Origin of the sequence: Sphingobium jiangsuense (assembly GCF_014196495.1) — a bacterium.
Classification (GTDB): Bacteria; Pseudomonadota; Alphaproteobacteria; order Sphingomonadales; family Sphingomonadaceae; genus Sphingobium; species Sphingobium jiangsuense.
On sequence record NZ_JACIDT010000006.1, the window covers coordinates 195,132 to 221,608 of the forward strand.

Genomic DNA, 26,477 nt, shown 5'->3' on the forward strand with positions numbered 1-26,477 from the left:
CTGGCAAGAGGATGATGATGCAACCCGAAACCACCCCCGCCGTGGACCTGCTGGGCGATCTCGGCGTGACCGAGAAGAAGATAGTCGAGGCCGCGCGTCATTGTTTCGAGACGGCGGGCGTCGCCAAGACGCGGATGGAGGACATCGCCTCGCAGGCCGGCGTCTCGCGCCAGACCGTCTATAAATATTTCTCCGGCAAGGAGGACATCATCGACCGGATCGGCCATCTGGAGATCGTCAAGGTCAACCAGATCATCCGGTCGCGCATGACGCGGGAGCATGATTTCGCCGACAAGATCACCGAGGCGATCGTCCTGTCGATCGAGGTGTCGCGGGAAAACCCCTATCTCATGCGCGTGATCCGCGATGCGGACCTGATGCCGCGCTATTCCGGCAGGCAGGTGTCGCTCTATGTCTGGCAGCGCACCCAGTGGAGCGGCCTGATCGAGCATGCGCGGCGCACCGGCGAACTGGCCGAGGACCTCGACCTCGACCGCGTGGTGCACTGGATATTGATGTCGCAGCTGATGCTGCTGCTCGCCTATGAGCGGCTGTCGCTGGCGGGCGACGACCTGCGCCACTTCATCCGCCGCTTCATCGTCGAGCCGATGCTGAGCGGCCATAGCGGCCCGTCCTCGGACAACAGCCTGGAGCTGCAACGGCTGCGGGAGGAGAATATGGCGCTCAAGGATCTGGTGTCGCGGCAGGCGCTGGAACTGCACGGCATGCGCCGGGCGGGCTGACGCCACGGTCGATAGAGGGTGCGGGGAAGCGCCGCCGCGCTTCCCCTCGATCCCATTTCAGAAGCGATAGCGCAACTTGACGCCATAGGTGCGCGGCTCGCCCGGCGCGCGGGCGTCGAACACCGACACCACGCCCATATAGGGCACCTGATATTTCCTGTTGGTCAGGTTGTTGACGAAGGCGGACAGATCGAAGCCCGACCCCATCACTCCGTTCCAGTCGGCCGACAGGTTCATCAGGTCCTGCTTCTCGATGATCTGCGCCCGGTTATAGGCGACCCCGGCCGGGATCGGCGTCCCGTCCTGCGCCACTTCCAGCGCGAAATCGTCGCTATAGTCATAGGCGTCCTGATGGGTGTAGGTCAGCGCGAGCCGGATGTCGCCGACATCGCGGTCCACCGGGGCGATGAAGGTGCCGGTGATCGAATAGCTGTTGCGCGGCGCGCGCGGGAAGCGCTGGCGCGACAGGTCGTCGCCATTGGGGCTGATATATTTCTTGAACCGCGCCCTGGTGTAGGCATAGAAGCCCGACAGCTCGAACATCGGCGCCGGGCGGAAGAGCACCTCCAGCTCTATGCCCTTGATCTGCGCCTGCGCGGCGTTGGTGGTGACGGTGACCGGCGGCGCAAGCCCCTGCGCCAATATGCGTTGCAGGCCCTTATATTCGGCGAGATAGGCGGCGAGATTGGTGCGCAGGAACATGCCGCCGACGGTCCAGTCCGCCTTGGCGCCCAGCTCGAAATCGTCGACCAGCTCCGGCTCGAACACGTCGGACAGCGTCGCCTCGCTATTGCCGCGCGCGGAAAAGCCGCCCGAACGGTAGCCATGGCGATGGGCGAGGTAGAAGAGCATGCCCTGCCGCGGCTGATACTGGCCGGAGATATTGTAGGTCACCTCCTTGAACAGCTTCGATCCGGTGAAGGCGCACTGGTCGATCGGCGGGCGCGTTTCCGGCGTGGCCGGATTGTCGTCGAGATCGAGCGTGAAGCGGCAGCTCAGCCCCGCCGTCGATACCGCCGGGATGAACGCGCGGTTGAGCGTCGTGACCTCTCGCTTGTCCCAGTTCTGCCGGATGCCCGCGGTCAGCGACAGCTGGTCGGTGAACTTGTAGGTGCCCTGGAAGAAGGCGGCGTAGCTGGTGTTGGTCGGCTTGACCCAGGTGTTCGAATAGCGCGGCGCGAAGGCGAGGATGCTGTTGGGCTCGATCAGCCCCGGATCGGTCTGGCCGGTGCCGGACAGCGCGCCGGTGGTCAGCGCCTGGTCGCTCGACTTCTCGCGGAAATAGAAGCCGCCGAGGATGAAGTCGAAGCTGTCGAATGTGCCTTGCAGCTGCAATTCCTCGCTGATCTGGTGCTGGCTGACGATGCGCTCGACCGGGAAGAGCAGGTCGGCCGTCCCGTCCAGATCCTCCATCGAATGGACGCGCAGCTTGCGATAGCCGAAGATGTTCTTCAGCGTCAGCCGGTCGTTCAGGTCCACGCTGGTCTGGTTGTCGACGAAGAAGTTGCGGATGCGCGAGAACATGTCGATGCCGCTCGCGGTATGGCGGATGTTCCGCTGTGCCTGCGCGGCCAGCGCGGACTGGAACAACGGGTTGAGCGAGAAGGAGACGAAGCCGCCGGTGCCGCCATTGTCGGCATGGGCGGCGCCCAGCGTCGTGATGCTCTCCGCCCCCTCCCACGGATTCATCGCCAGCGTGACGCGCAGCGCATCCTCGTTGAGGTGGTTGATGTCCTCGCCGGTGACGTCGTCGTAGATATAGCCCTTGCGCTCCATATGCTGGCCCGCGATGCGGACAGCGACCTTTTCGGTGAAGGCGAGGTTGACCATGGCTTCGGTCGTGAAGGCGTCGTAATTGCCGACCATCTGCGAGGCGCTGGCCTCGAAATGGTCGACCGGGCGCTGCGTGCGGACGAGGATCGCGCCTCCGGTCGTGTTGCGGCCGAACAGCGTGCCCTGCGGCCCCTTCGCCACCTCGACGCTGGCGATGTCGAAAAAGGCCATGTTCGATCCATGCGGGCGCGGCACGGCGATATCGTTGACATAGAGCGTCACCGATGGGTCGGCGATGCCGGTCAGTTCCTGCTGGCTCTGGCCGCGGATCGCGAAGGTCGGCGTCGATCGGCCGCCGCCCAGCGAATTGGCGACAACGAGGCCCGGCACCTTGCCGCCCATGTCGGCCAGATCGCCGATGCCCTGCCGCGCGAGCGTATCGCCGCCCAGCACCGAAAGGGCCAGCGGCACGTCCTGCAACCGCTCCTCGCGGCGACGGGCGGTCACGATGATGTCGCCCGGCGTCGCGATGCCGGTCTGCTCCGGCGCGACGGGCTGCTGCGCATGGAGCGCCTGCGGCAGGGCCAGCGCCAGCAGCGCCGTGGAAAAATAGAGCGTGGAACGATGGTGAACGCTCGACATGGTGTTTCCTCTCCCGATCTTCTCGCCTCGGCTTTTCGCTCTTCAGGCTTCTGTTTCGCCGCTTTGTAGCGGCCTGCGACATGTGAACGACATAATGTTATTTTTGTCAACATAGATAGAGATCGGCAAAAAGTGGTTTGCCGCATAATTCTTGCCTAAAAATCGCAAAATCGTTGCAATATACAGAAATAGGCAAGCATCTGCGCTGGATTGCCTCACGTCTGTTCATTGACATATGTGAGGAATTATCCTTAATCTCATTTGACATATAAATGATAGCGTCTCCCAATTGGAGGCGGGCTTGCGAGGAAGGAGAGGGTTATGGCCGCCACCGCCGTGCGCATTCCGACGCGCGTGGAAGAGGTCGATCTGGACTGGTTCCGCCGGATACTGCCCGGCGTCCGCGCCGTCCGGCAGTTGCAGGTCATCCACGGCACCGCGACCAAGATTCACGTCGAGGTCGAGTTCGACCCGCCGCACATTCCCTCGACACGGCGGATGTGGGTGAAATCCGGCATGGAGCCACACAGCAAGAGCGACGGGCTGGAGGTCGTCTATGCGGGCGAGACGCTCTACTACAGCCACTATGCCGACCGCTACGAGACGCGCACGCCGGCCTGTCATTATGCCGCGTCCGATTCGGACGGGCACAGCGTGGTGGTGCTCGACGACCTGCTGGAGGCGGGCGCGCATTTCGTCGATCTGCTGAGCGCGGGGTCGCCCGATTTCGTCGCCCGCGCGCTGGAGGCGATCGCCCGCTATCAGGCGGCGTCATGGATGGCGCCGGAACTGCGCGAGAATGAATGGCTGCGCACGGGCGGGTCGCATCACGCCTATGACCTGGTGGGCTGGCTCTATGACGATGCGCGCTGGGCCAGCTATTCCCGCCTGCCGCGCTTCGCCAGGCTCGACCCGGCGCTGCGCGACCCCGCGCTGCTGGCGAAGGCGCACCGCCGCGTGCTGGAGGACTATTGCCGCCGCGAGCCCTGGGCGCTGTGCCATGGCGACTGCCATTTCGGCCAGGCCTATGTGCTGCCTTCGGGCGAGGTGCGGCTGCTCGACTGGCAGGCGATCCAGATCGCGCACTGGTCGCATGACGTCAGCTATTTCCTGGCCGGGGCGCTTTCGCCGCAGGACCGTCGGGCACATGAGCGCGACCTGATCGACCATTATCTCGAAGCGCTGGGCCGTTTCGGCGTGGCGCGGCCGCCGAGCCGGGAGGAGGCATGGCTGGCCTATCGCACCACCGTGCTCCACGGCATCGGCTGGGTGATGTGCCCGCCGGAGATGCAACCGGAGGAGAATTGCGCGACGATGACCGAGCGCTTCTCCACCGCGGTCATGGATCTGGGCTCGCTCGACCTCATCGGGCAATGGTGAGGGAAGGGAGCGAGGGCGTGGCGGTGCGCGGCGACAATCTGATCCAGAACCTCCTCTTCTGGGCGCGGACGACGCCCGGCAAGACGGCGATCGACGTGGACGGCGCGCGCCTCAGCTATGCGGAGCTGGACCGGCGCAGCGACGAGATGGCGGCGGGCCTCGCCGCGCTCGGCATCGGCAAGGGCGACCGGGTCGGCATATTGATGCGCAACCGCGTCGAGTTCGCCGAGGCCATGTATGCGATCATGAAGGCGGGCGCGGCGATCGTGCTGCTGAACATCCGCTACACACCCGCCGAAATCCGCCATCCGATAGCCGATGCCGGGCTGACGGCGATCCTGACCGAGAGCGCGCTGCTGCCGCTGGTCGCCGACGCCTTGGCTTATGTGCCGGGGCTGCGGCTGTTCTCGGCCGATCCGGCGGACGGCGCGGCGCCGCTGGAGGAATTGCGGCGGAAGGGGGCGGCGCGGCCGGATATCGACATAGACGGCGCCGACATCGCGCTGGTCAGCTACACCTCCGGCACCACCGGCGTGCCCAAGGGCGCGATGCTGAGCCATGGCGCCATCTACGCCGCCGGGGCCGCGCGGGCCTGTTTCGTCGGCCACAGCTTTCGCGAGCGAATGCTGCTGCCCATGCCGCTCGCCTATACGGCGGGCGCGGTCTTCTTCATGCGCGACGGCATCAATTCGGGTTGCACCACCTGGTTCCTGCGCCAGCCGACCGGCGAGGCGATGCTGGACCTGATCGAGCGTGAGCGGATCACCTCGGTCCAGGGCGTGACCGTGCTGTTCGAGGCGATGCTGCAATCCCCGCGCTTCGCCTCCACCGACCTCTCCAGCCTCACCCATGCGCTGACCGGCGGCGCGATGGTGACGCGGCACCTGCTGGAGGCATGGCAGGCGCGGGGCGTGCAACTGGTGCAGGGCTATGGCCAGACGGAATCGGCCGGGTCCCATATCGCCATCCTGGCGGGCGAGGATGCGAAGCGGAAGATGGGCTTTTGCGGTCGGCCGATGCCCAATCTCGACCTGCGCATCGTCGATGGCGAGGGCAACGCGCTGCCGCCCGGCACGCCAGGGGAGATATGGGTGCGCGGCTCCTCGATCATGACCGGCTATCTCAACCGGCCGGAGGAGACGGCGGCGGCGCTGGCCGGGGGCTGGCTGCACACCGGCGACATCGGCCTGCTGGACGCGGAGGGCTATCTCAAGATCCTCGACCGCACGAAGGACATGCTGATTTCGGGAGGGCTCAACGTCTATCCGGCGGAAATCGAGAAGGTGCTGGGCGACGTGCCGGGGCTGGAGGAATTCTGCATCATCGGCGTGCCCGACCCCCGGTGGGGCGAGGTGCCGATGATCGTCGCATCGGGTAGCGCGCCGGTCGACATGGACAGGCTGCTGCTGCGCTGTCGGCAGGAGCTGGCCGATTACAAGCGGCCGAGATATCTGGTGCGGTACGCCGACCCGATGCCCCGCACCCTGTCGGGCAAGATCACGAAGGGGACGCTGCGCGCGCTTTACTGCGAAGTGCCGGAGGATGCGGTGTTGTTGCATTATTGAAGCGTAGGGGGTGGCGGACAGGGTGGGATTCGAACCCACGGTGGGCGTGAACCCACGGCGGTTTTCAAGACCGCTGCCTTAAACCACTCGGCCACCTGTCCGCATGCCCGCGCGGGGCGGGCGGGTCTTCATATCGGGGGGCTGGGTAAAACCCAAGCCTGTTTTGCGCGCGCGTCCCGACTTTCGGCCATGAGGGCGAAAAATGCGGCCTTCGGGCTTTCCTACACGTCGCCGCCTATGCCACAAGGGGCGGATGAGTGATCCTGCTTCCCGGTTGAGAACGGCCCTCGCGGCCCTGTGTTCGGTCCTCCTTCCCGCCGCGCTGCTCATCGCGCCGCGGGCCTGCGCGCAGGAAATCGTGCAGCCGCTGCCTTCCTCCGGCCCCTCCGGCGCCACCACCTCCACCACCGGCGAGCAGGCGGGCTTTCAGTCCTATCTCAACGGCTTGCGCGCGAAGGCCGCCGCGATGGGCATCCGCTCGGCGACGATGGACAGCCTGTTCCCGACGCTCAGCTTCAATCCGCGCGTCATCCAGCTCGACCAGTCGCAGCCGGGCGGGTCGTTCGATTCGCCGATCCCGCCGTTCGAGCCCTATCGCCGCAAGCATGTCGACGCCGCCCGCATCAAGGGCGGGCAGGCCGCCTATCGCGCGAACCGGCCCAAGCTGATGCAGATCGAGCGGGACACCGGCGTGCCGGAGGCGATCATGGTCGCGATCTTCGGCCATGAAACCAATTATGGCAGCTATGTCGGCGATTTCGACTTGCTCCGCTCGCTGGCGACGCTGGCCTATGAAGGGCGGCGGCGCAGCCTGTTCGAGCCGGAATTCCTCGCCGCGCTGAAGATGCTGGATCAGGGCGTGCCGCGCTCCCGCCTCGTCGGCAGCTGGGCGGGGGCGACCGGCTATCCGCAGTTCCTGCCCTCGGTCTATCTGCGCGTCGCGCGTGACGGCGACGGCGACGGGCGGGCGGACATCTGGACCAGCCAGGCCGATGCGCTCGCTTCCATCGCCAATTATTTCGTGGATGCCGGGTGGCGCAAGGGCCAGCCCTGGGGCATCGCGGTGACCGTGCCGGCGTCGCTTAACCGCGCGGCCATCGCCAACCGCACGAATCCGCCGCGCTGCCCGCGCGTGTTCGAACGGCACAGCCGCTGGCTCACCATGGCCGAATGGCGCGCTCTCGGCGTGCAACCGCAGGGAACCGCACGCCTGAACGACGGCGTGCTGGCGACGCTGCTGGAACCCGACGGCCCCGGCAGGACCGCTTATCTGCTGACAAGCAATTATCAAGTTATTCTCGATTATAACTGTTCCAATTTCTACGCGCTTTCGGTGGGGCTGTTGGCGGATGCGGTTGACGATTGAGGGAAAATGGCTGCTGGGCGGCATCGTCCTGCTGGGGCTGTCGTCCTGCGCGATGCCGCAAGGCGGGCAGGGGCGCGGCCCGGTGGCGGGCGTGTCGCTCCCGGCATCGCCGCCGCCGGCCGAAATGGTCAGCGACCTGCCGGTCAAGATCGGCCAGCCTTATAGCGTGGGCGGCGTGCTCTACACCCCCGCCGACGACCCGACCTATGACGAGGTGGGCTATGCGAGCTGGTATGGCGAGGAGCTGTCCGGCAGCGTCACCGCCAATGGCGAGGCGTTCAACCCCGCCGGGATCAGCGCGGCCCATCGCACCCTGCCGTTGCCGAGCTATGTCGAGGTGACGTCCCTCGACACCGGGCGGACGATCCTGGTGCGCGTCAACGATCGCGGCCCGTTCAGCAACGACCGGCTGATCGACCTGTCGCGCGGCGCGGCCGAGCAGCTGGGCGTCAGCGGGGACGGCGCGGCGGCAGTGCGCGTGCGCCGGGTCAATCCGCCGGAGCAGGAGCGGGTGAAGCTGCGCGCGGGCCAGCGCGCCGCCGCCCGGATCGACGCGCCCGACGCGCTGCTTTCCGCGCTGCGCAAGCAGGTCAAGGGCAGGGATGGCGAGGCCCCCCGCGACACAGGGAGCAGTGGGCCGCGCCTCGATTATGCGCTGCCCGACGAGATCGGGCCGGACAAGATCGGCGCGCGCGAACAGGCGGTGCCGCCATCGTTCACCGGCTATGCGGTGCAGCTCGCGGCCTTTTCGTCCCGATCGCGGGCGGACAAGGCGGCCAGGCGCGTCGGCGGATATCTTTCGGAACGGGACGATGTGTGGCGCGTCCGCCTCGGCCCCTATGGCGATGGGGCGGCGGCCCGGCGCGGGGTTGAACAAGCCGCCGCATCGGGCTTTAATGGCGCGCGGATCGTGGTAAACGACTGAGCATCCCGATCCACGGATTCGTCCCAGACCTTTGAGAGCTTGATGAAAAAGATACTTGCCGCAGCGCTGCTTCTATCCGTTTCCGCGACCCCGCTGGCCGCAAGTGCCCCATCCTATGACAGCACCGCCCCCGTCGCCTTCATGAAGGATCTGTCCTCCGGCGCGGTGCTGTACGACAAGGATGCCGACCGGCGCATACCGCCCGCCTCCATGGCGAAGATGATGACGACGCATGTCGCCTTCCTGCTGATCCAGCGGGGGGAATTGTCGCTGGACCAGAAATTCACCGTGCGGCCGGAAACCTGGGAGAAATGGCACGGCCCCAAGGCCGGGTCGACCATGTTCCTCTCGCCCGGCGAGGAGGTTTCGGTCGAGAATCTGCTGCACGGCATCGTCACCCTTTCGGGCAATGATGCCTGCGTGGTGCTGGCCGAGGGCATTGCGGGCACCGAGGAAGCGTTCACCGACCTGATGAACAAGGAAGCCAAGCGCCTCGGCCTGTCGAACAGCCATTTCGGCACCAGCAACGGCTGGCCGGACGAAGGGCGCACCTATGTGACCGCGCGCGACCTCGCCAAGCTGGCCGAGGCGACCATCCTGGAAACGCCCGATCTCTACAAGCGCTTCTATTCGACCCGTTCCTTCACATGGGGCAAGACCATGGGCGGGCAGGCGATCGCGCAGGACAACCGCAACCCGATATTGGGCAAGGTGGCGGGCGCCGACGGCCTCAAGACCGGGCATACGGCGGAGGCGGGCTTTGGCTTCACCGGCTCCGCCATTCAGGACGGGCGCCGGCTGGTGATGGTGGTCGCGGGCCTGGACAGCGCCGGCAACCGGATCAAGGAATCGGTCCGCTTCATGGACTGGGGCTTCCGCGCCTGGCGCGCGCAGCCGCTGTTCAAACGCGGCGCGATCGTCGAAACGGCGGAGGTGCAGCTCGGCAGCGCGACGACCGTGCCGCTGGTCGCCCCGCGCGACCTTGCCGTCACCCTGCCGCGCACCGCATCGGGCAATGTCCGCGCCAAGGTGGTCTATAACGGCCCGATCAAGGCGCCGATCGCCAAGGGGCAGCAGATCGCCCAGCTCATCGTCGCCACGGACGATACCGGACCGCAGGTGATGCCGCTCGTCGCGGGCGAGGCGGTTGCCGAGGCGGGCTTTTTCGGACGCCTGTGGAACGGCCTGAAATCCTTTTTCGGGTGACCGGAAGGGGCGGCCATAGGGGGCGTTTCATCACGCTGGAGGGGGGCGAGGGCGTCGGCAAATCGACGCAGCTCGCGCTGCTGGCGGGCGCGCTGCGGGCGAGGGGGTTTGAGGTCGTCGAAACGCGCGAGCCGGGCGGCACGCCGGGGGCGGAGGCCATTCGCGCGCTGCTGCTGTCGGGCGAGGCCGACCGCTGGAACCCGCAGGCCGAGGCGCTGCTGTTCGCCGCCGCCCGCTCCGACCATGTGGCGCGGGTCATCCGCCCGGCGCTGGAACGCGGCGCCTGGGTGGTGTGCGACCGCTATGTCGACAGCAACCGGGCCTATCAATCGGGGGCGAGCGGGCTTGCCGACGAGGACATGATGGCGCTGCACCGCATCGGCTCGGCCGGGCTGATGCCGGACCGCACCTTCCTGCTGACCCTGCCGGTCGATCAGGCGCAGACGCGGGCCGGGGCGCGGGACGCCGGGCTGCCCGACCGCTTCGGCGCGCGGGGGCGCGATTTCCACGAGAAGGTGGCGGGGGCCTTCGCGGGCTATGCCGCGCGCGAGCCGGAGCGGTTCCGCGTCATCGACACCGGGGCGGGCAAGGAAGAGGTGCATGCGTCCATCCTCGCCGCCCTTGCGGACCTGATGCCGTGATCCGCGTCGTCGGCCATGACGCCGCCCGGTCGGCGATGATGCAGGCGGCAACCAGCGGCAGGCTCCACCATGGGTGGATCCTCGCCGGGCCGCCGGGCATCGGCAAGGCCGCGCTGGCGCGCGACATCGCGCTGTGCCTGCTGGCGGGCGAGGAGGCGGCCGGGACCGTGCCCGATACGCATCCGGCCGCCCGCCTGTTCGAGGCGCGCACCCATCCCGACTATGCCGAGCTGGCCCGGCTGGAGAAGGACAATGGCGACCTCGCGCGCAACATCTCGATCGATCAGGTGCGCGCGCTGGGACGCCTGCTGTCCACCGCGCCTTCCATTTCGCGCAGGCGGGTGATCCTGATCGACAGTGCCGACGATCTGGAGCCCAGCGCCGCCAACGCGCTGCTCAAGAGCCTGGAGGAGCCGCCGCGCGACGTGATCTTCCTGCTGGTGAGCCATGCCCCCTCGCGCCTGCTGCCGACCATCCGCTCGCGCTGCCGCCTGCTGCGCCTCTCGCCGCTGGACGATGCGCGGATGGAGGAGGTGCTGGCGCGGGAGGCGCCGGACATGAGCGCGGAGGATCGCGCCGCGCTGATTCGGGTGGGTGAAGGCTCGCCGGGCCGCGCGCTGGCGCTGTCCGGCCTCGGCGTCGGTGAAATGCTGGCGGCAATGCGCCGCATCCTCGCCACCGGCGACGCGAGCAACCGGGAACGGCTTGCGCTGGCCAAGGCCCTTGCCACGCGGCCCGCCCGTCCGCGCTACGAGGCCTTTCTGGTGCAGGCGCCCGCCTTCATCGCGGGCGAGGCGCGCAAGCGGAGCGGCCCGGCGCTGGCCGCCGCGCTCCATGCGTGGGAGCAGGCCCGCGATCTGGCGGGCGGGGCGGTGCTGCTCTCGCTCGATCCGGCGGCGACGGTGTTCGAACTGTGCACCCACATCGCCTCGCTTGCCGACGGAGAAGGCAGCCGGGCGGCCTGACGCGGATTTTCCTGAGTTTCATCGGGGCGGGATATTTTCATCTGCGCCGAAAATGCTCTAGGTTCTGTCCGATTCAGATCGAACCGGACAGAGACTGGAATCTCCTTGTTTTCCGCGTTTTCCGAGCCGTCAGATGTTCCATCTGACTTGAAAACGCTCTAGAGACGGTGCTTCCTTCAAGAAGCATGAGTGTCATGGGCAAACCCTATACCATTACCACCGCCATCAGCTATCCCAACGGCCGCCCGCATATAGGCCATGCCTATGAGGCCATCGCGACCGACGCCTTCGCGCGGTTCCAGCGGATGATGGGCCGCGACGTGTTCTTCCAGACCGGCACCGACGAACATGGCCTGAAAATGGCGCAGGCGGCGCGGGGAAGGGGGGTGGAGCCGATCGTCCTCGCGGATGAGATGTCGTCTTATTTCAAGGATATGGATGACAGACTGAATATATCCTATGATCGTTTCATTCGCACTTCGGAGGCGGAGCATCACCGCGCCAGCCAGGCGATCTGGCAGGCGATGGCCGACAATGGCGACCTCTATCTCGATCGCTACGAAGGCTGGTATTCGATCCGGGACGAGGCCTTTTACGACGAGAAGGAGCTGACCGAGGGGGAGAAGGGCGAAAAGCTTTCCCCGCAGGGCACGCCGGTCGAATGGAATGTCGAGGAAAGCTGGTTCTTCCGCCTGTCCCGCTATCAGGAGCCGCTGCTGCGCCTCTATGCGGAAAACCCGGATTTCATCCAGCCCGAAAGCCGCCGCAACGAGGTGCTGCGCTTCGTCGAAGGCGGGCTTTCCGACCTCAGCGTGTCGCGCACCAGCTTCGACTGGGGGGTGAAGGTGCCGGGCAGCGACGGCCATGTGATGTATGTCTGGGTCGATGCGCTCACCAACTATCTGACCGGCTGCGGCTATCCCGACGATGGGGAGCGAATGGCGCGCTATTGGGCGGAAGGGGGTGATATCACCCATATCATCGGCAAGGATATCGTGCGCTTTCACGCGATCTACTGGCCCGCTTTCCTGATGAGCGCGAAACTCCCGCTGCCCCGGCGCGTTTTCGGCCATGGCTTCCTGCTCAATCGCGGTGAGAAAATGTCCAAGTCGCTCGGCAATGTGGCCGACCCGCTGGAATTGGCGGAGCGCTTCGGCGTCGACCAGCTGCGCTATTTCCTGCTGTCCGAGGTGACCTTCGGCAATGACGGCAGCTATAGCCCGGAAGCCATTGTTATGAAAGCCAATAGCGATCTGGCGAACAGCTTCGGCAACCTCGCCCAGCGCACGCTGAGCTTCATCGCGAAGAATTTGCACGGCGCGATGCCGAAGATCGCGGACGGCGCCGAAACGGAAGAGGACAAGGCGCTGCGCGACGAGGTGCTGGCCGCCTGCGCCAGGGCGGTGCCCGACGCGCTCGATGCCCTGGCGCCGTCGGTGGCGATCGAGGCATGGCTGCGCGCGGTGTTCGCCTGCAACGCCTATATCGACGCGCAGGCGCCCTGGGCGCTGCGCAAGACCGACCCGGTCCGCATGGAAAGCGTGCTCGCGGTGCTGTACGAAGCGATCGGCATGCTCGCCATCGCGATCCGTCCCGTCATCCCGGCGAGCGCCGACGCGCTGCTCGACCAGATGGGGATAGGGGGCGATGATCGTACCTATGACCGTATCGCAGGCCCATGGTACAAGCAATTGCAGGAAGGCGGTTTCACCCTTTCCACACCCAGGCCTCTTTTTCCCCGGCTCGACCTGCCCGCCGATGAAGGCGAGGGGGTGGCATGATCGACAGCCATTGCCACCTCAACTATAAGGGCCTGGTGGAGGATCAGGACGCGGTGATCGAGCGCGCCCATGCAGCCGGGGTGTCGGGCATGCTCAACATCTCGACGCGGGAGCGGGAATGGGCGGACATCATCGCCACGGCCGAACGCCACCCGGACATATGGGCGAGCGTCGGCATCCATCCGCATGAGGCCGACGACCATCCAGAAATCGACGCCCGGCGGCTGATCGACGCGGCGGCCCATCCCAGGGTTGTCGGCATCGGCGAGACGGGGCTGGACTATTATTACGACCATAGCGACCGCGCGCGCCAGCAGGCCAGCTTTCGCAGCCATATCATGGCGGCGCAGGAAACCGGCCTGCCGCTGATCGTCCACACCCGCGATGCCGAGGAGGATACGCTGGCGATCCTGCGGGAAGGCATGGAGCAGGGGAGCTATGCGGGCCTGATCCACTGCTTCACCGCCAGCGGGGAATTCGCCGACGCGGCGCTGGACCTCGGCCTCTATATCAGCATTTCGGGCATCGTCACCTTCCGCAATGCCAAGGCGTTGCAGGAGGTGGCGGCGCGGCTGCCGATCGAGCGGCTGCTGATCGAGACGGATTCGCCCTTCCTCGCGCCGGTCCCGCATCGCGGCAAGCCTTGCGAGCCTGCCTTCGTGGCGGACACCGCCCGCTTTCTGGCGCAACTGCGCGGCGAGGAGGCCGATGCGCTGATCGCCGCCACCCAGGCGAATTTCTTCCGCCTCTTCACCAAGGCGCAGCCGGTGGAAACGCAGTTGGAGGAGGCAAGGCCGCACTGACATGGCATTGCGGGTCACGATATTGGGCTGCGGCACCTCGTCCGGCGTTCCGCGCATCGGCCCGGACTGGGGGGCCTGCGATCCCGCCAATCCGAAGAATCGCCGCACGCGCGTTTCGGTGCTGGTGGAAAGCGACACGACCGCGCTGCTGGTCGATACCTCGCCCGACCTGCGGGAACAGCTGATCGCGACGGGGAAGATCGGCGTCGACGCGGTGTTGTGGACGCACGACCATGCCGACCACACCCATGGCATCGACGATATGCGGCAGGTCTTTCACCATCGCCGCCGCGTGCTCAAGCGGCGCGACCCGATAGACGGCTATGCCCGCCCGCAAACGCTCCGCCTGCTCCAGCGCCGTTTCTCCTACGCCTTTGAGGGGGGAGAGGGCTATATGCCGATCTTCGCCGGGCATGAGCTGACGGGGGAGCCGGTGCGCATCGGCGATATCGACATCGCCTATGTGGACATGCCGCACGGGTCGATCTGGTCCACCGGGTTCCGCTTCACGCATGACGGAAAGTCCATCGGCTATGCTACTGATTTTCATGCCGTTACTGATGAGATGATCGCGCTGTTCTCCGGCCTCGACCTGTGGATCGCCGATGCCTTGCGCGAAACGCCGCATCCGACCCATTCGCATCTGGCGCAGACGCTTGAGGCCATCGAAAAGACCTCGCCAAAACGGGCCTATCTGACGCATATGGACCAGAGCATGGATTATGACCATCTCTGCTCCATCCTGCCGCCGCAGGTGCGGCCCGCCTATGACGGCTTGCAGGAGCAGGTCTGACGAGCATGACCGCAAGCGTTCGGAGAATATCGAATGAGTAGTGCACAAAGCGCTGATATGATTTGGTATTTTCTGGCGCTGATTCTGGTCGGCTCGGCGCTTGTCTCACGCCGTTTCAGCCTGAGGGGCGCGCTGGGCATGGCGGTGGTCTGGATCGCCATATTCGGCGCCGTGCTGCTGCTTTATTCCTGGCGCCATCATTTCATGGAATGGGGCCGCGAGGCGCGGACGCAGATGCCGATCATCGCGGACCAGCGCGCCGAAGGCCAGTCCTTGCGCATCAGCCTCGCGCCCGACGGGCATTTCTGGGCCGAGGGGCAGATCAACGGAACGCCCGCGCGCTTCCTGATCGACAGCGGCGCGACGATCACCGCCATATCGGACGGGATGGCGCGTCAGGCCGGGCTGAACGTGGACATGGACGGTCCGGGCGTGGTGATGCAGACGGCCAATGGCGCGGTGACCGCGCGCCGGTCGGCGATCGCGGGTCTGACGCTCGGTCCGATCACCACCAACGATCTGCCGATCGTCGTGTCCGACCGCTTCGGCGAGGTGAATGTGCTCGGTATGAACTTCCTGTCGCGCCTGAAAAGCTGGCGGGTGGAGCGGAACGAGATGGTGCTGGAGCCCTGAGCCGGTACATCGCTTTATTTAACATAATATATATTATCGAATTAACGGTGGCGTGACGCTGGGTGCGCCTCAACACCCTCTTTGCCCTGTGCGGGTTTCGACGCCGCCCTTCCGTCAAGGACGCAGCACGAAGCGCGGCGTGCCGCCCTGTCTCTGCCGCTGCCACAGGCTCGCTATCTCCGTCATCGGGTGTGCTTCATGGTCGATGTGGATGCGCCCCGCCGCCGCATGACGGCACAGTTCGGCATAGGCCTGCCGCTGCATTTCGACCGGCGCATGATAATAAGCGAACCCCAATATATCGAGGCCATGGCGCCGCATCGCCTGCGCCGGAACCGTGATCGCCGACGCGAGCGGAGATCCGATCTGCACCATGCGCGCACCGCCGTTCGCCCGCTCCAGCGCGGCCTCGGCCGCCGGGCCGTAGAGATAATCGATGATGACATCGACGTTCTCGCCGCAATTCCGCATCGCTTCGGCAAGCGCCGCGCTGTCGTCGGCGGCGATCATCCTGTCCGCGCCCAGCGTCCCGGCCAGATCGAGCTTGGCGCGGTTCCGCCCGACGGCGATGACGCGGCCCGCGCCCAGCAGCCGGGCGGCGGCGACCGCGATCAGCCCGCAGGCCCCGGTCGCGCCGAGGATCAGCACGCTCTCCCCCGGTTGCAGCCGCGCGCGCCACGACAGGGGCAACCACGCCGCCAGCCCGGCATTGCCGAGCGCGGCGGCCAGTTCATCCGGCACGCCATCGGGTATCGGCAGCGCTTTCGAGGACCGGGCACACGCGCGCTCGGCCATCGACCCGAACGGGCTGACCAGCGACGTCACCGGATAGAAATGACGCCGGCCGTGCGCGTCCACCGCCACGGCCTCTTGCCCGATGATCGCACTCTGGCGCTCGGCGCTGAAATAATGGCGGCCGGTGGCGACCGCGATGTCGAGATTGGTCAGGGCGGCGGCCAATATGGTGACGACCTCCTCCCCCTCCGCGGGATTGGCGTTCATGGAACGTTCTTCATAGACCGGGATTCCATCCGGCCCCGGCAGGGCCGCCTTGATGGCGAGTCGTTGCAAGATATCGGTCCTTCCTTGCGCCATGAGCTGTCCGCTCCCTCCCCGATACGGAATGGATTTGCAAATGCAATAGAGAGGAGGCCCTTGCCATGGCCTTCCCATGCCCTTTACCTGTCGGCATGACCACAAGCCCGCCCCCTTCGCCCGACATAACGCCCCTCATCGCCATCATGGCGCGGCTGCGCGATCCTGAGCGCGGCTGTTCCTGGGACGTGCAGCAGAGCTTCGAAACCATCGCGCCCTATACGATCGAGGAAGCCTATGAGGTTGCCGACGCGATCGAGCGCAAGGATATGGCGGGGCTGTGCGACGAGCTGGGCGATCTGCTGCTGCAAACCATATTCCATGCCCGTATGGCGGAGGAAGCCGGGCATTTCGCCTTCCAGGACGTGATCGACGCGATCTGCGCCAAGATGATCCGCCGCCATCCCCATATTTTCGGCGAGGGGGAAGAGACGCCGGGGTGGGAGGCGATCAAGGCGGCGGAACGGACCGCGCGGAAGGACGGGGACGGCAGCGCCCTTGCCGGGGTCGCAAGCGCCCTGCCCGCGTTGCTGCGCGCGGAAAAGCTTCAGAAACGGGCGGCGCGGACCGGGTTCGACTGGCCGGACAGCGAAGGCGTGATCGCGAAGATCGGGGAGGAACTGGAGGAGGTGCGCGCGGCCGCCTCCGCGCCGGAGCGGGAGGAGGAGATAGGCGACCTGCTGTTCGCGGTGGTCAATCTGGCGCGCCATATGAAGGTCGACCCGGAGCAGGCGCTGCGGCAGGCCAATCGCAAGTTCGAGCGGCGCTTCCGGTCGATGGAGGCGCAGGCGGGCGAGGATTTCGCCGCCCTTTCGCTCGATGCGAAGGAAGAGCTTTGGCAGAAGGCCAAGGGGAAGGAGCGCGCAGGCGCGTCAGGTTGAGGGCGCCTCGCCGCGCGCGCGGAAGCGGGCGAAGGCGGCGTCGGACAGGCGCACCGACAGGGAGAGGCTTCCTCCCTCGCCCTCCCGCACGTCCAGCACCTCGCCATATTCGTGCAGCCAGGCGAGCGAGGCGCCGTCGCCCGCCGCAAGCGTCACGCGATGCACCGCATTGCCGGAGGTCATCCGGTCGCTGATCGCGCGGCGCAGCGCATCCACCCCTTCCCCGGTCACCGCCGAGGCGAGCACGACATTGTCCTGCCGCGCGGCGATCGCCTCCAGCTCGGCGCGGCGGTCCTGCGGCAGCAGGTCGATCTTGTTCCACAGCTCCAGATAGGCGGGGCGTGGCATGTCGCCCTCGCCCGCCTGCCCGTCCTGCGAGCCGAAGCCTTCGGGCGACACGCCGAGTTCGGCCAGCACCTCCATCACGTCGGCGCGCTGGGCCTCGCTGTCCGGGTGGGCGATATCGCGCACATGGATGATGAGGTCGGCATAGACCACCTCTTCCAGAGTCGCGCGGAAGGCGGCGATGAGCTGGGTCGGCAGATCGGAAACGAAGCCCACCGTGTCGGAGAGGATCGCCTTGTCCAGCCCCGGCAGCGCGATCTGCCGCATCGTCGGGTCGAGCGTGGCGAAGAGCATGTCCTTGGCCATCACATCGGCGCCGGTCATGCGGTTGAACAGCGTGGACTTGCCCGCATTGGTATAGCCGACCAGCGCGATCACCGGCCAGGGCGCGCGCTGGCGGCGGGCGCGGTGCAGGCCGCGGGTGCGGGTGACCTGATCCAGCTCGCGCCGGATCTTGGCCATGCGGTCGCGGATCATGCGGCGGTCGGCCTCGATCTGCGTCTCGCCGGGGCCGCCGAGAAAGCCGAAGCCGCCCCGCTGGCGTTCAAGGTGGGTCCAGCTGCGCACCAGCCGCCCGGCCTGATAATCGAGATGCGCCAGTTCCACCTGAAGCCGGCCTTCATTGGTCGCCGCCCGCTCGCCGAAGATTTCGAGGATCAGGCCGGTGCGGTCGATCACCTTGGCGCCGGTGCCCTTTTCGAGATTGCTCTGCTGAACCGGGGTCAGCGCGTTGTCGACGACGACCAGTTCCGCCTCATGCTCGGCGGCGAGCGCAGCGATCTGCTCCACCTGCCCGCTGCCGAAGAGGGTCGCGGGCTTGATCTGGCGGACGCGGAAGCCGATGCGCGCGCGCACGTCGATGCCGATGGCGAGCGCGAGGCCGGCGGCCTCTTCCAGCCGCGCCTCGCTGTCGCGCCGGTCCGGCCCCGGCACGTCGGCGCGCACGATGACGGCCCGCGCGCCGCGGGCGACATCATCGGCGCTGCCGCGTTCAAAGACGCTCATGAGCGGGCCTCATGGCGGAGGACCGGCTTATTCCTTGTCGCTCGGCTCGCCGGAAAGGTCGAGCGGGCGCGAGGGCTGGACGGTGGAGATCGCATGCTTGTAGACGAGCTGGGCCATGCCGTCCCGTTCCAGCAGCATGCAGAACAGGTCGAAGGCGGCGATCTCGCCCTGGAGCATCACGCCGTTGACCAGGAACATCGTCACCGGGTCGCGGGTGCGCTGCACCGCATGCAGGAAGATTTCCTGAAGCAGCTTCGCCTTCTTCTCATTCTCCGCGAAAACCGCGCGGATATCGCTGAGGTCCAGCGGCTGGGACGGCATGACGGTGGAGATCGCATGCTTGTAGACGAGCTGGGATTGCCCGTCGCGGCGAAGCAGAACCGAGAAATTGTCGAACCAGGTGATGATCCCCTGCAACTTCACGCCCTTGACCAGAAACATGGTCACGGGAATTTTCGATTTGCGGAGGTGGTTGAGGAAAATATCCTGAAGGTTATTCGCGATCGACTTGTCGGCCATGATGGTCAAGCCTTCCTTATTGGCGGGACGTTGCCCGCTCTTGCGTCCCTGCCGGACGTCGTGCCTGTCCTGCGCCTATCGCAGGATGACCTTTTCCATACCGCATGCGCGAAGATATTTCCATCGCCTGCGCAAATAAATCCGTTCAGTCCTTTTCCTCGGTCAGGCCCAGCAGCTTCAGCTTGCGGTGCAGGGCCGATCTTTCCATGCCGATGAAGCTCGCCGTGCGGGAGATATTGCCGGAAAAGCGCTTGATCTGCACCCGCAGATATTCCCGCTCGAAATTCTCCCGCGCCTCGCGCAGGGGCGAGGTCATGATGGAATTGGACATCAGATGCTCCTCGCTTTCGCCCGATGTGGTCTCGGACGGCAGCATGTCGAGCTCGATGCGGGCGATTCGGTCGGACGGCGCGAGGATCATCGTCCGCTCGATCACGTTGCGCAGCTGGCGGACATTGCCCGGCCACTCGACCGCCTGTAGCGCGGCCATCGCGTCGGGCGCGACATCGGGCGGCGGCACGCGCCGGTCGGCGGCGAAACGGGCGACATAATGCTGGACCAGCGCGGGGATATCCTCCCGCCGCTCGCTCAGCGGCGGAATGGCGAGCGGCACCACGTTGAGGCGGTAATAGAGATCCTCGCGGAAGCGCTTGTCCTCGATCTCGGCGGTGAGGTTGGTCGCGGTGGAGGAGATGAAGCGCACATCGACCTTCACCTGCCGCTGCCCGGCGACGCGGGTGAAGCTCTGGTCGGTCAGCACGCGCAATATCTTCGCCTGCGTGGTGAGCGGCATGTCCGCCACCTCATCGAGATAGAGCGTGCCGCCATGGGCCTGCTCCAGATAGCCGGGGCGGACGAGGCCGCTGGGGTCCTCGACGCCGAAGAGTTCCTCCTCCACCCGTTCCGGGTCCATGCGCGCGGCGGTGACGATGACGAACGGTCCGTCCGACCGGTTGCTCCAGTTGTGGAGCATGCGCGCGGCGATTTCCTTGCCTACCCCCGCCGGGCCGGTGATGAGCACGCGGCTGCCGGTGCCCGCGACCTTCTTGATCGTCGCGCGGACGGAGTTGATCGCGCTGCTGGTGCCGGTCAGTTCGTCATCCTGCCCCACCCGCTGCCGCAGCGCTTCATTTTCCCGGCGCAGCCGCTCCGTCTCGGTCGCGCGGGCGACGAGGTGGAGCAGCCGGTCGGCCTCGAACGGCTTTTCGATGAAGTCGGTCGCGCCCTTGCGGATCGCCGCGACGGCGGTGTCGATATTGCCGTGGCCGGAAATCATCAGCACCGGAATGCTGGCGTCGCGCTTCTTGATTTCCTCCAGCACCTCCAGCCCGTCGAGCCGCGATCCCTGTAACCAGACGTCGAGCAGCACCAGCGACGGGCGGCGGGCGGCCAGAGCCTCCAGCGCGGCGTCGGCATTGGCGGCCGAGCGCGTCTCATAGCCCTCGTCCTCCAGCACGCCGGCGACCAGTTCCCGGATGTCCTCCTCATCATCAACGACCAGAATATCAAGCGCCATGCGACACTGTCTCTCCCTTGCTGTCATTGCCGAAGCCCGGCTTCTCCTCCAGCCGGGCGAGGTGCGCGGGGTCAAGCAGGATGCGCACCAGCGTACCCCCGCCTTCATTGTCATGAAAGCTCATTGTGCCGCCATGCTCCTCGACGATCTTGTGCACGATGGCGAGGCCGAGGCCGGTGCCCTTGGTGCGCGTCGTCATATAGGGTTCGATGATGCGCTCCCGCTCTTCCGGCAGGCCGATGCCGTTGTCGCGCAGCTCGATCGCGATCCGCTCGTCGCTTTCGACCAGCGTCATCACGATGCGCCCCTGCAACTCCGGCTCGATCGCGACGCGGGCCTCGACCGCTTCCACCGCATTCTTGACGATGTTGGTGAGCGCCTGCCCGATCTGGCGCCGGTCGCAGACGATCTCCCGCTCGCCCAGTTGCGAGTCGAAGCTGAAATCGATCGCCGGATGGGCGACCTCGTGCAGGAACAGCGAATGGCGGGCGATGTCGGCCAGCCGCTCGGCGCGGAACACCGGCTTTGGCATACGCGCGAAGGAGGAGAATTCGTCGACGATCCGGCGCAGGTCGCCCACCTGCCGCACGATCGTCTCGGTGAGGCGGGTGAAGGTGGACCGGTCGCTCCTGATCTCCTCGCCATAGCGGCGTTGCAGCCGCTCGGCGGCGAGCTGGATCGGGGTCAGCGGGTTCTTGATCTCATGCGCGATGCGGCGCGCGACGTCGGACCAGGCGGCGCGGCGCTGGTCGGCGAGCTGCTGGGTGATGTCGTCGAAGGTCAGCACATGGCCGCTCTGATCCTTGGCGATCTTGACCGCGAGCGTGCGCAGTTCGTTGCCGACGCGGATCTGCACGATATCGGCGGTCGCCCCATCGTCCAGCAGATCCGCCAGATCGCGCGAAATCTCGCGCAGCGGCTGGTCGATCAGGTCGCCGTCGCTGTTGGTCAGGATATGCCGTGCCGACTGGTTGATGACGCGGATATTCCACTGCGGATCGACCGCGACCACGCCCGCCGTCACATTGGCCAGCGTCGCCTCGATGAAGGCGCGGCGGTTTTCGAGCTGGCTGTTGGCGGCCATCAGCGCGCTCGTCTGCCCCTCCAGCCGCTGCGTCATGCGGTTGAAGGCGCTGGACAGCACGCCGATCTCGTCGCGCGCATGCGGGCCGGAAACGCGGGTGGTGAGGTCACCCGCGGTGATGCGCCGGGCGGCGTCCACCAGTTCGTTCACCGGCTTGACCAGCCGGTCCGCGACCTTCAGCGCGATCCACACCGCCAGCCCGACCAGCGCCAGCGACCCCACGAACAGCGCGGTGTTGAAGCGGATCTGCAACGCCCGCGACTGGCGCGCGAAGCTGTCATAATTGGCGAGCACCGCCTGCGCCCGCTTCACCTGGCTGAAGGCCGGGGCGTCGGAATCGCGGGCGGCGTAGAGATATATCTGCCGGTCGGGATAGAGCAGCGCGAACGCCTCGATCTGGTCCGGCTCCGCCCGCACGAACACATTCTCCCCCTGCGACAGGCGGGTGACGATATCCTTGGTCAGCAATTGCGCCGCGCCGCGCTGGTCCGGGTCCACCGTCGCGGCGGTGCGGGCGATGCCGTCCTTGCCGATCTCGATGATTGCGGAGCGGTTGAGCTTTCGCGTCACCACCTGATAGATATAGCCCTCGGCGAATTCCGGCGAGGATACCTTGGATTGCGTCAGATAATCGCGCAGGTCGCTCGCCATGGTGAGCGTTTCGTCGCCGACCTCGCGCAGGTTCTGCTCATAATAGCCGCGCGCGAAGGTGCCCGCATTTTGCAGCATCGCCCGCGCACTGTCGGAGAACCAGAATTGCACGCCATATTGGAACAATAGCGAGGCGAAGATCACCACCAGCAGCATCGGCACGCTGGCGACCAGCGAGAAGATGGCGACGAGGCGGACATGCAGTTGCCCGTCGCTGCCGATCGCGGAACGGGCGGCGCGGCGCATCGCCACGCGGCGGCCGAGCAGCACCAGCAGAGCGATCGCGGGCACCAGATTGGCGACCAGCAGCAGCGCGACGATGGGGGGAGAGAGCAGCGCTGTGCGATCGTCCTGCGCGGAAAGGGCGAACCAGGTCGCGCTGCCAGTCAGCAGCAGGGCGGTAACGGCAAAAATCTCCGCCCCGGCAAAGAAGCGCTCGCTCCGCAACCAGCCACGGAAAGTCCGGGACAAATGGGGTGATGCAATGGCTATGGCGACAACCCGTCAGACTAGTTTGCTGTCATCTCTGCTGCGTGATGTTGCTGTCATACAACGTTGTGCCCAATAGAGCACATTATTCGACCGGATCATAGCCCTTATGCCGCATATCCGTCGGATCTATGTCATAATCCGTCAGCTTTTTGCGCAGCGTATTGCGGTTGATGCCCAGCAGGCTGGCGGCCCTGATCTGGTTGCCGTCGACGGCGGCCAGCGTCTCGCGCAGCAGCACCGGCTCGACCAGCGCGAGCATGTCGTCGTGCAGCGCCGCCGTGCCGTCGCTCGCGGCGTTGGCGGCGAGCTTGCGGCGCACCCATTCGCCCAGCAGTTCGTGCAGGTCGCCGCCGCCCGCGCTGTTGGCCGGGACATGGCCGGTATCGATATTCTGCCGCACGATATCGGCGGAAATCCTGTCTTCCCGGATGAGGACGGCCATGCGCTGCATCACATTCTGCAATTCGCGCACATTGCCGGGCCAGCTGTAGAGCGAGAGCAGCTGCGCCGCCTCCGGGTCCAGCGTCTTGCGCGGCAGTCCTTCCTGCGCCGCCTGATCGAGGAAATGGCGGGCGAGCAGCGGGATGTCGTCGCGGCGCATGCGCAGCGGCGGCAATTCGATGGGCACGACGTTCAGGCGATAATAGAGGTCCTGGCGGAAGCGGTTCTCCGCGATCAGCGAGGGCAGATCCTTGTGCGTCGCCGCGATGATGCGGACATTGACCTTGACCGGGGTGGAGCCGCCCACGGTCGTCACCTCCCCGCTTTGCAGCACGCGCAGCAGCCGGGTCTGCGCCTCCATCGGCATGTCGCCGATCTCGTCGAGAAACAGCGTGCCGCCGTCCGCCTGCTCGAACCGGCCCGCCGAGCGTTGCAGCGCGCCGGTGAAGGCGCCCTTCTCGTAACCGAACAGCTCCGCCTCGATGAGGTCGCGGGGGATGGCGGCCATGTTGACGGCGACGAAGGGATGGTCGCGGCGGCGGCCCAATCGGTGGATCGCCTGCGCCACCAGCTCCTTGCCGGTGCCGGATTCACCGAGGATCAGGATGGTGAGGTCGTTCTGGAGCACGCGGGCGATGGTGCGATACACCTCCTGCATCGCGGGCGAGCGCCCGACCAGCGGCATGTCCTCGCTGATCTGGTTGTCGTCCTGCCCCGTGCCGCCGCCCTCGCCCGCCGCCTTCATCGCCTGACGGCGGGAGGCCAGCGCGTCGCCCACGGCACGCGTCAGCTCGTTGAGGTCGAAGGGCTTGGGCAGATATTCGAACGCCCCCTTCTCCGTCGCGCGGACCGCCGTGTTGAGCGTGTTCTGCGCGGAGAGGATGATGACGCGCATGTCCGGCCATGCCTCGATGATATGATGAACATCGGTCAGCCCGTCGCCGTCGGGCAGCTTCACGTCCGTCACCAATATGTCGGGGCGGAAGCTTTCCAGCAGCGCGGCGCGATCGGCGATGGTGCCCGCGATCTTCACGCTGTGGCCCGCGCGGCGCAGCGCCTCGCTGACGACGACGCAGATCGCCGAATCGTCGTCCACCACCAATATGCGTCCGCCCGAAGTCGCGCTCATTCCCTTGTTCCCATCGGCAGCATGATGCGAAAGATGCTCTCGCCCAGATCCTTGTCGCGGACATATTCGACAAAGCCGTTCATGTCGCGGATCAGCTTGTCGACCAGCGCGAGGCCCAGCCCCTGCCCGCCCGACTTGCCGGAGATGAAGGGGTTGAACAGATCGTCCTGAATGGCGGCGGGCACGCCGGGGCCGTTGTCGATCACCGCAATCTCTATGGGCAGCACCGCATTGCCCTTGCCCTCGTCCAGCATCACCGAGACGCCGTGGCGGAAAGCGGTTTCGATGCGGATTTGCGGGTGGGCGGTGTCGGTCAGCGCCTCGCTCGCATTTTTCAGCAGGTTGATGATCACCTGCGCCAGCGTATCGGCATGGCAGAGCGCGTTGGGCAGCGACGGGTCATAATGGCGCACCAGCTTCACCCCACTGGCAAAACCGGCGCTGGCGATCTGGATCGCCTGATCGAGCACCGGATAGATGTTGGTCGGCTGGCATTCCAGCTTCCGCTCGGTGGTGAAATCCTGCATCCGATCGATCAGCGCGGCGATCCTGTCCACCTCGTTGCAGATCAGCCGGGTCAGCGGCGCGCCTTCCTCACCTGCACTGTTTTCAAGCAGTTGCGCGGCCCCCCTGATACCCGATAGCGGGTTCTTTATCTCATGGGCGAGGATCGCCGCCGCCCCCATGGCGGAGCGCGTGCCGCCCGCCGTGCGCCGTCCGCCGATCTTCTGCGCGAGGCTTTGGGTGTGGATGGTGACGGTGCGCCAGCCCTCATGCTCGCCCAGGGGAGCGATCATCACGTCGGCGCGCAGCGAAACCGTCCGCCCCGCATGCAGCAATATGTCATAGACGGCGAGCGGCTTGTCGCTGTGCCAGAGGTCGAAGGTCGGGTTGATCTGGTCGATGCGGATGATCCGCGTGATCTCGCTGCCGACGATGGCGGAGCGCGCCATGTTGAGCAGGATTTCGGCGCGCGGATTGGCGTCGGCGACGCGATTGTCGGGGGCGAGGATCAGCACCGCGACCGGCATCGCCGCCATGATCTCGGCCATGCCCGGCGGCCGGAGCGATCGGGAAGAGCGAAAGTCCGCCCCCCTCACGCGGCCGCACGGGACAGCAGGGGATCGTAGAAGCGCGCCAGCATGTCCAGCACGGTGCGGCTGTCCGGCACCTGGTTGACGGCATTGCGGAATTCCGCCGATCCGGGCAGGCCCTTGGTGTACCAGCCCAGATGCTTGCGCGCCATGTTGACGCCGGTGGTTTCGCCATAATGGTCGAGCATCGCGCGATAATGCTCGACGATCGTCGCATATTGTTCGTCCAGCGACGGGTCGGGCCGCCTCCGCCCGGTGGTGAGGCCGTGCATCACCTGCCCCAGCAGCCACGGCTTGCCATAGGCGCCGCGGCCGATCATCACGCCGTCCGCCCCGCTCTGGTCGAGCGCGGTTTCGGCATCCTCGACCGAGCAGATGTCGCCGTTGACGATGACGGGTAGCTCGACCGCCTCCTTCACCCGGCGGACGAACGCCCAGTCGGCGCTGCCCTTGTACATCTGGCAACGGGTGCGGCCATGGACGGTGATCATCTTCGCGCCCAGATCCTGCGCGATGCGGGCGAGTTCCGGCGCGTTGAGGCTGTTATGATCCCAGCCCATGCGCATCTTGACCGTGACGGGGACGGAAACCGCGTCCACCGTCGCCCTGATGAGCGCGGCGGCGAGGTCGAGGTCGCGCATCAGCGCGCTGCCCGCCTCGCCGTTCACCACCTTGCGCACCGGGCAACCCATGTTGATGTCGATGATCGCCGCGCCGCGATCCTCGTTCAGCTTTGCCGCCTCCCCCATTTCCCTGGGTGAGCAGCCGACGAGCTGCATCGACACCGGCTCCTCGACCGGATGCCATGCGGCCTTTTGCAGCGACTGCCGCGTTTCGCGGATGGCGGCGGGCGATGCGATCATCTCCGTCACATTGAGGCCGGAGCCGTAGCGGCGTACCAGCGTGCGGAACGGCATGTCGGTGACGCCGGTCATCGGCGCCAATATCACCGGATCGTCGATCCTGACCGGGCCGACCATGATGGGGGGGAGCGTGCGCATCGACTTTC

At 66.3% G+C, this 26,477-nt stretch carries 22 protein-coding genes and 1 tRNA gene; 13 read left to right on the forward strand and 10 right to left on the reverse strand.

Translation table 11 applies throughout. The annotated features are described in order from the left end of the window. The first annotated feature begins 11 nt into the window (after window positions 1-11). Window positions 12-743 (forward strand): TetR/AcrR family transcriptional regulator, encoded by a 732-nt coding sequence (locus GGR43_RS10510; RefSeq protein ID WP_188071897.1) that lies wholly within the window; start codon window positions 12-14, stop codon window positions 741-743. A gap of 57 nt (window positions 744-800) precedes the next feature. On the opposite strand, the gene GGR43_RS10515 is transcribed toward GGR43_RS10510, so the two are convergent. After that, entirely contained in the window at window positions 801-3,158 is a 2,358-nt protein-coding gene (locus GGR43_RS10515) for a TonB-dependent receptor (protein WP_188071898.1), read from the reverse strand. Window positions 3,159-3,479: 321 nt separating this feature from the next. On the opposite strand from GGR43_RS10515, the gene GGR43_RS10520 reads away from it, so the two are divergent. Continuing rightward, window positions 3,480-4,538 (forward strand): oxidoreductase family protein, encoded by a 1,059-nt coding sequence (locus GGR43_RS10520; protein ID WP_188071899.1) that lies wholly within the window; start codon window positions 3,480-3,482, stop codon window positions 4,536-4,538. Between the two features lie 17 nt (window positions 4,539-4,555). Then, window positions 4,556-6,103 (forward strand): class I adenylate-forming enzyme family protein, encoded by a 1,548-nt coding sequence (locus GGR43_RS10525; RefSeq protein ID WP_223177394.1) that lies wholly within the window; start codon window positions 4,556-4,558, stop codon window positions 6,101-6,103. Window positions 6,104-6,114: 11 nt separating this feature from the next. Here GGR43_RS10525 and GGR43_RS10530 read toward each other — a convergent pair. Continuing rightward, window positions 6,115-6,204 (reverse strand) — tRNA-Ser (locus tag GGR43_RS10530). Between the two features lie 152 nt (window positions 6,205-6,356). On the opposite strand from GGR43_RS10530, the gene GGR43_RS10535 reads away from it, so the two are divergent. From GGR43_RS10535 to GGR43_RS10575, 9 genes are all read left to right on the forward strand, one after another. Further along, window positions 6,357-7,469: a lytic murein transglycosylase gene (locus tag GGR43_RS10535; protein WP_188071901.1), complete on the forward strand. Its 1,113-nt coding sequence runs from the start codon at window positions 6,357-6,359 to the stop codon at window positions 7,467-7,469. Continuing rightward, the gene (locus GGR43_RS10540; protein WP_246343515.1) at window positions 7,459-8,394 is read left to right on the forward strand and encodes a septal ring lytic transglycosylase RlpA family protein; all 936 of its coding nucleotides are present in this window, start codon (window positions 7,459-7,461) and stop codon (window positions 8,392-8,394) included. Before GGR43_RS10535 ends, GGR43_RS10540 begins: the two co-directional genes overlap by 11 nt. Window positions 8,395-8,436: 42 nt before the next feature. Beyond that, on the forward strand, window positions 8,437-9,600 hold the full coding sequence (locus GGR43_RS10545; RefSeq protein ID WP_188071902.1) for a D-alanyl-D-alanine carboxypeptidase family protein: 1,164 nt from the start codon (window positions 8,437-8,439) through the stop codon (window positions 9,598-9,600). Further along, window positions 9,597-10,241, forward strand: coding sequence for a dTMP kinase (gene tmk, locus GGR43_RS10550; protein ID WP_188071903.1), 645 nt, complete (start codon window positions 9,597-9,599; stop codon window positions 10,239-10,241). The genes GGR43_RS10545 and tmk overlap by 4 nt, the downstream gene beginning before the upstream one ends. Then, window positions 10,238-11,206, forward strand: coding sequence for an AAA family ATPase (locus GGR43_RS10555; RefSeq protein ID WP_188071904.1), 969 nt, complete (start codon window positions 10,238-10,240; stop codon window positions 11,204-11,206). Before tmk ends, GGR43_RS10555 begins: the two co-directional genes overlap by 4 nt. 194 nt (window positions 11,207-11,400) lie before the next feature. Beyond that, entirely contained in the window at window positions 11,401-12,987 is a 1,587-nt protein-coding gene (metG, locus tag GGR43_RS10560) for a methionine--tRNA ligase (RefSeq protein WP_188071973.1), read from the forward strand. Beyond that, the gene (locus GGR43_RS10565) at window positions 12,984-13,790 is read left to right on the forward strand and encodes a TatD family hydrolase (RefSeq protein ID WP_188071905.1); all 807 of its coding nucleotides are present in this window, start codon (window positions 12,984-12,986) and stop codon (window positions 13,788-13,790) included. Before metG ends, GGR43_RS10565 begins: the two co-directional genes overlap by 4 nt. A 1-nt stretch (window position 13,791) precedes the next feature. Continuing rightward, window positions 13,792-14,583 carry an MBL fold metallo-hydrolase gene (locus GGR43_RS10570; RefSeq protein ID WP_188071906.1) on the forward strand — a complete coding sequence of 264 codons (792 nt, stop codon included), beginning with the start codon at window positions 13,792-13,794 and terminating at the stop codon, window positions 14,581-14,583. 57 nt (window positions 14,584-14,640) lie between these two features. Then, a complete protein-coding gene (locus GGR43_RS10575) occupies window positions 14,641-15,216 on the forward strand; it encodes a retropepsin-like aspartic protease family protein (protein WP_246343517.1) in 576 nt (191 codons plus the stop codon). 114 nt (window positions 15,217-15,330) lie between these two features. On the opposite strand, the gene GGR43_RS10580 is transcribed toward GGR43_RS10575, so the two are convergent. Then, window positions 15,331-16,218: a quinone oxidoreductase family protein gene (locus GGR43_RS10580; RefSeq protein ID WP_223177395.1), complete on the reverse strand. Its 888-nt coding sequence runs from the start codon at window positions 16,216-16,218 to the stop codon at window positions 15,331-15,333. Window positions 16,219-16,406: 188 nt separating this feature from the next. Between GGR43_RS10580 and mazG the strand changes: the two genes are divergently transcribed. Continuing rightward, on the forward strand, window positions 16,407-17,192 hold the full coding sequence (mazG, locus tag GGR43_RS10585) for a nucleoside triphosphate pyrophosphohydrolase (protein WP_188071909.1): 786 nt from the start codon (window positions 16,407-16,409) through the stop codon (window positions 17,190-17,192). Here mazG and hflX read toward each other — a convergent pair. The 7 genes from hflX to dusB all read right to left on the reverse strand — a co-directional run bounded on the left by hflX (window position 17,184) and on the right by dusB (window position 26,469). Further along, window positions 17,184-18,542 (reverse strand): GTPase HflX, encoded by a 1,359-nt coding sequence (hflX, locus tag GGR43_RS10590; protein ID WP_188071910.1) that lies wholly within the window; start codon window positions 18,540-18,542, stop codon window positions 17,184-17,186. The two genes, mazG and hflX, sit on opposite strands and share 9 nt — an antisense overlap. A gap of 27 nt (window positions 18,543-18,569) precedes the next feature. After that, entirely contained in the window at window positions 18,570-19,061 is a 492-nt protein-coding gene (hfq, locus tag GGR43_RS10595) for an RNA chaperone Hfq (protein ID WP_188071974.1), read from the reverse strand. Between the two features lie 145 nt (window positions 19,062-19,206). Further along, the gene (gene ntrX / locus GGR43_RS10600; protein ID WP_188071911.1) at window positions 19,207-20,577 is read right to left on the reverse strand and encodes a nitrogen assimilation response regulator NtrX; all 1,371 of its coding nucleotides are present in this window, start codon (window positions 20,575-20,577) and stop codon (window positions 19,207-19,209) included. Beyond that, window positions 20,567-22,783, reverse strand: a complete 2,217-nt coding sequence (locus GGR43_RS10605; RefSeq protein ID WP_246343519.1) for a sensor histidine kinase — start codon at window positions 22,781-22,783, stop codon at window positions 20,567-20,569. Before GGR43_RS10605 ends, ntrX begins: the two co-directional genes overlap by 11 nt. Before the next feature lie 103 nt (window positions 22,784-22,886). Continuing rightward, window positions 22,887-24,374, reverse strand: a complete 1,488-nt coding sequence (gene ntrC / locus GGR43_RS10610) for a nitrogen regulation protein NR(I) (RefSeq protein WP_188071912.1) — start codon at window positions 24,372-24,374, stop codon at window positions 22,887-22,889. Then, window positions 24,371-25,426: a two-component system sensor histidine kinase NtrB gene (locus GGR43_RS10615; RefSeq protein WP_188071913.1), complete on the reverse strand. Its 1,056-nt coding sequence runs from the start codon at window positions 25,424-25,426 to the stop codon at window positions 24,371-24,373. The genes ntrC and GGR43_RS10615 overlap by 4 nt, the downstream gene beginning before the upstream one ends. A gap of 44 nt (window positions 25,427-25,470) precedes the next feature. Further along, a complete protein-coding gene (gene dusB, locus GGR43_RS10620) occupies window positions 25,471-26,469 on the reverse strand; it encodes a tRNA dihydrouridine synthase DusB (protein ID WP_188071914.1) in 999 nt (332 codons plus the stop codon). Window positions 26,470-26,477: the final 8 nt, after the last annotated feature.

Coding starts and splice junctions, on each gene's coding strand:
- GGR43_RS10510 (WP_188071897.1), top strand. CDS start 12: ATGATGATGCAACCCGAAACCACCCCCGCCGTGGACCTGCTGGGCGAT.
- GGR43_RS10515 (WP_188071898.1), bottom strand. CDS start 3,158: ATGTCGAGCGTTCACCATCGTTCCACGCTCTATTTTTCCACGGCGCTG.
- GGR43_RS10520 (WP_188071899.1), top strand. CDS start 3,480: ATGGCCGCCACCGCCGTGCGCATTCCGACGCGCGTGGAAGAGGTCGAT.
- GGR43_RS10535 (WP_188071901.1), top strand. CDS start 6,357: ATGAGTGATCCTGCTTCCCGGTTGAGAACGGCCCTCGCGGCCCTGTGT.
- GGR43_RS10545 (WP_188071902.1), top strand. CDS start 8,437: ATGAAAAAGATACTTGCCGCAGCGCTGCTTCTATCCGTTTCCGCGACC.
- metG (WP_188071973.1), top strand. CDS start 11,401: ATGGGCAAACCCTATACCATTACCACCGCCATCAGCTATCCCAACGGC.
- GGR43_RS10565 (WP_188071905.1), top strand. CDS start 12,984: ATGATCGACAGCCATTGCCACCTCAACTATAAGGGCCTGGTGGAGGAT.
- GGR43_RS10570 (WP_188071906.1), top strand. CDS start 13,792: ATGGCATTGCGGGTCACGATATTGGGCTGCGGCACCTCGTCCGGCGTT.
- GGR43_RS10575 (WP_246343517.1), top strand. CDS start 14,641: ATGATTTGGTATTTTCTGGCGCTGATTCTGGTCGGCTCGGCGCTTGTC.
- GGR43_RS10580 (WP_223177395.1), bottom strand. CDS start 16,218: ATGAACGCCAATCCCGCGGAGGGGGAGGAGGTCGTCACCATATTGGCC.
- mazG (WP_188071909.1), top strand. CDS start 16,407: ATGACCACAAGCCCGCCCCCTTCGCCCGACATAACGCCCCTCATCGCC.
- hflX (WP_188071910.1), bottom strand. CDS start 18,542: ATGAGCGTCTTTGAACGCGGCAGCGCCGATGATGTCGCCCGCGGCGCG.
- hfq (WP_188071974.1), bottom strand. CDS start 19,061: ATGGCCGACAAGTCGATCGCGAATAACCTTCAGGATATTTTCCTCAAC.
- ntrX (WP_188071911.1), bottom strand. CDS start 20,577: ATGGCGCTTGATATTCTGGTCGTTGATGATGAGGAGGACATCCGGGAA.
- ntrC (WP_188071912.1), bottom strand. CDS start 24,374: ATGAGCGCGACTTCGGGCGGACGCATATTGGTGGTGGACGACGATTCG.
- GGR43_RS10615 (WP_188071913.1), bottom strand. CDS start 25,426: ATGGCCGAGATCATGGCGGCGATGCCGGTCGCGGTGCTGATCCTCGCC.
- dusB (WP_188071914.1), bottom strand. CDS start 26,469: ATGCGCACGCTCCCCCCCATCATGGTCGGCCCGGTCAGGATCGACGAT.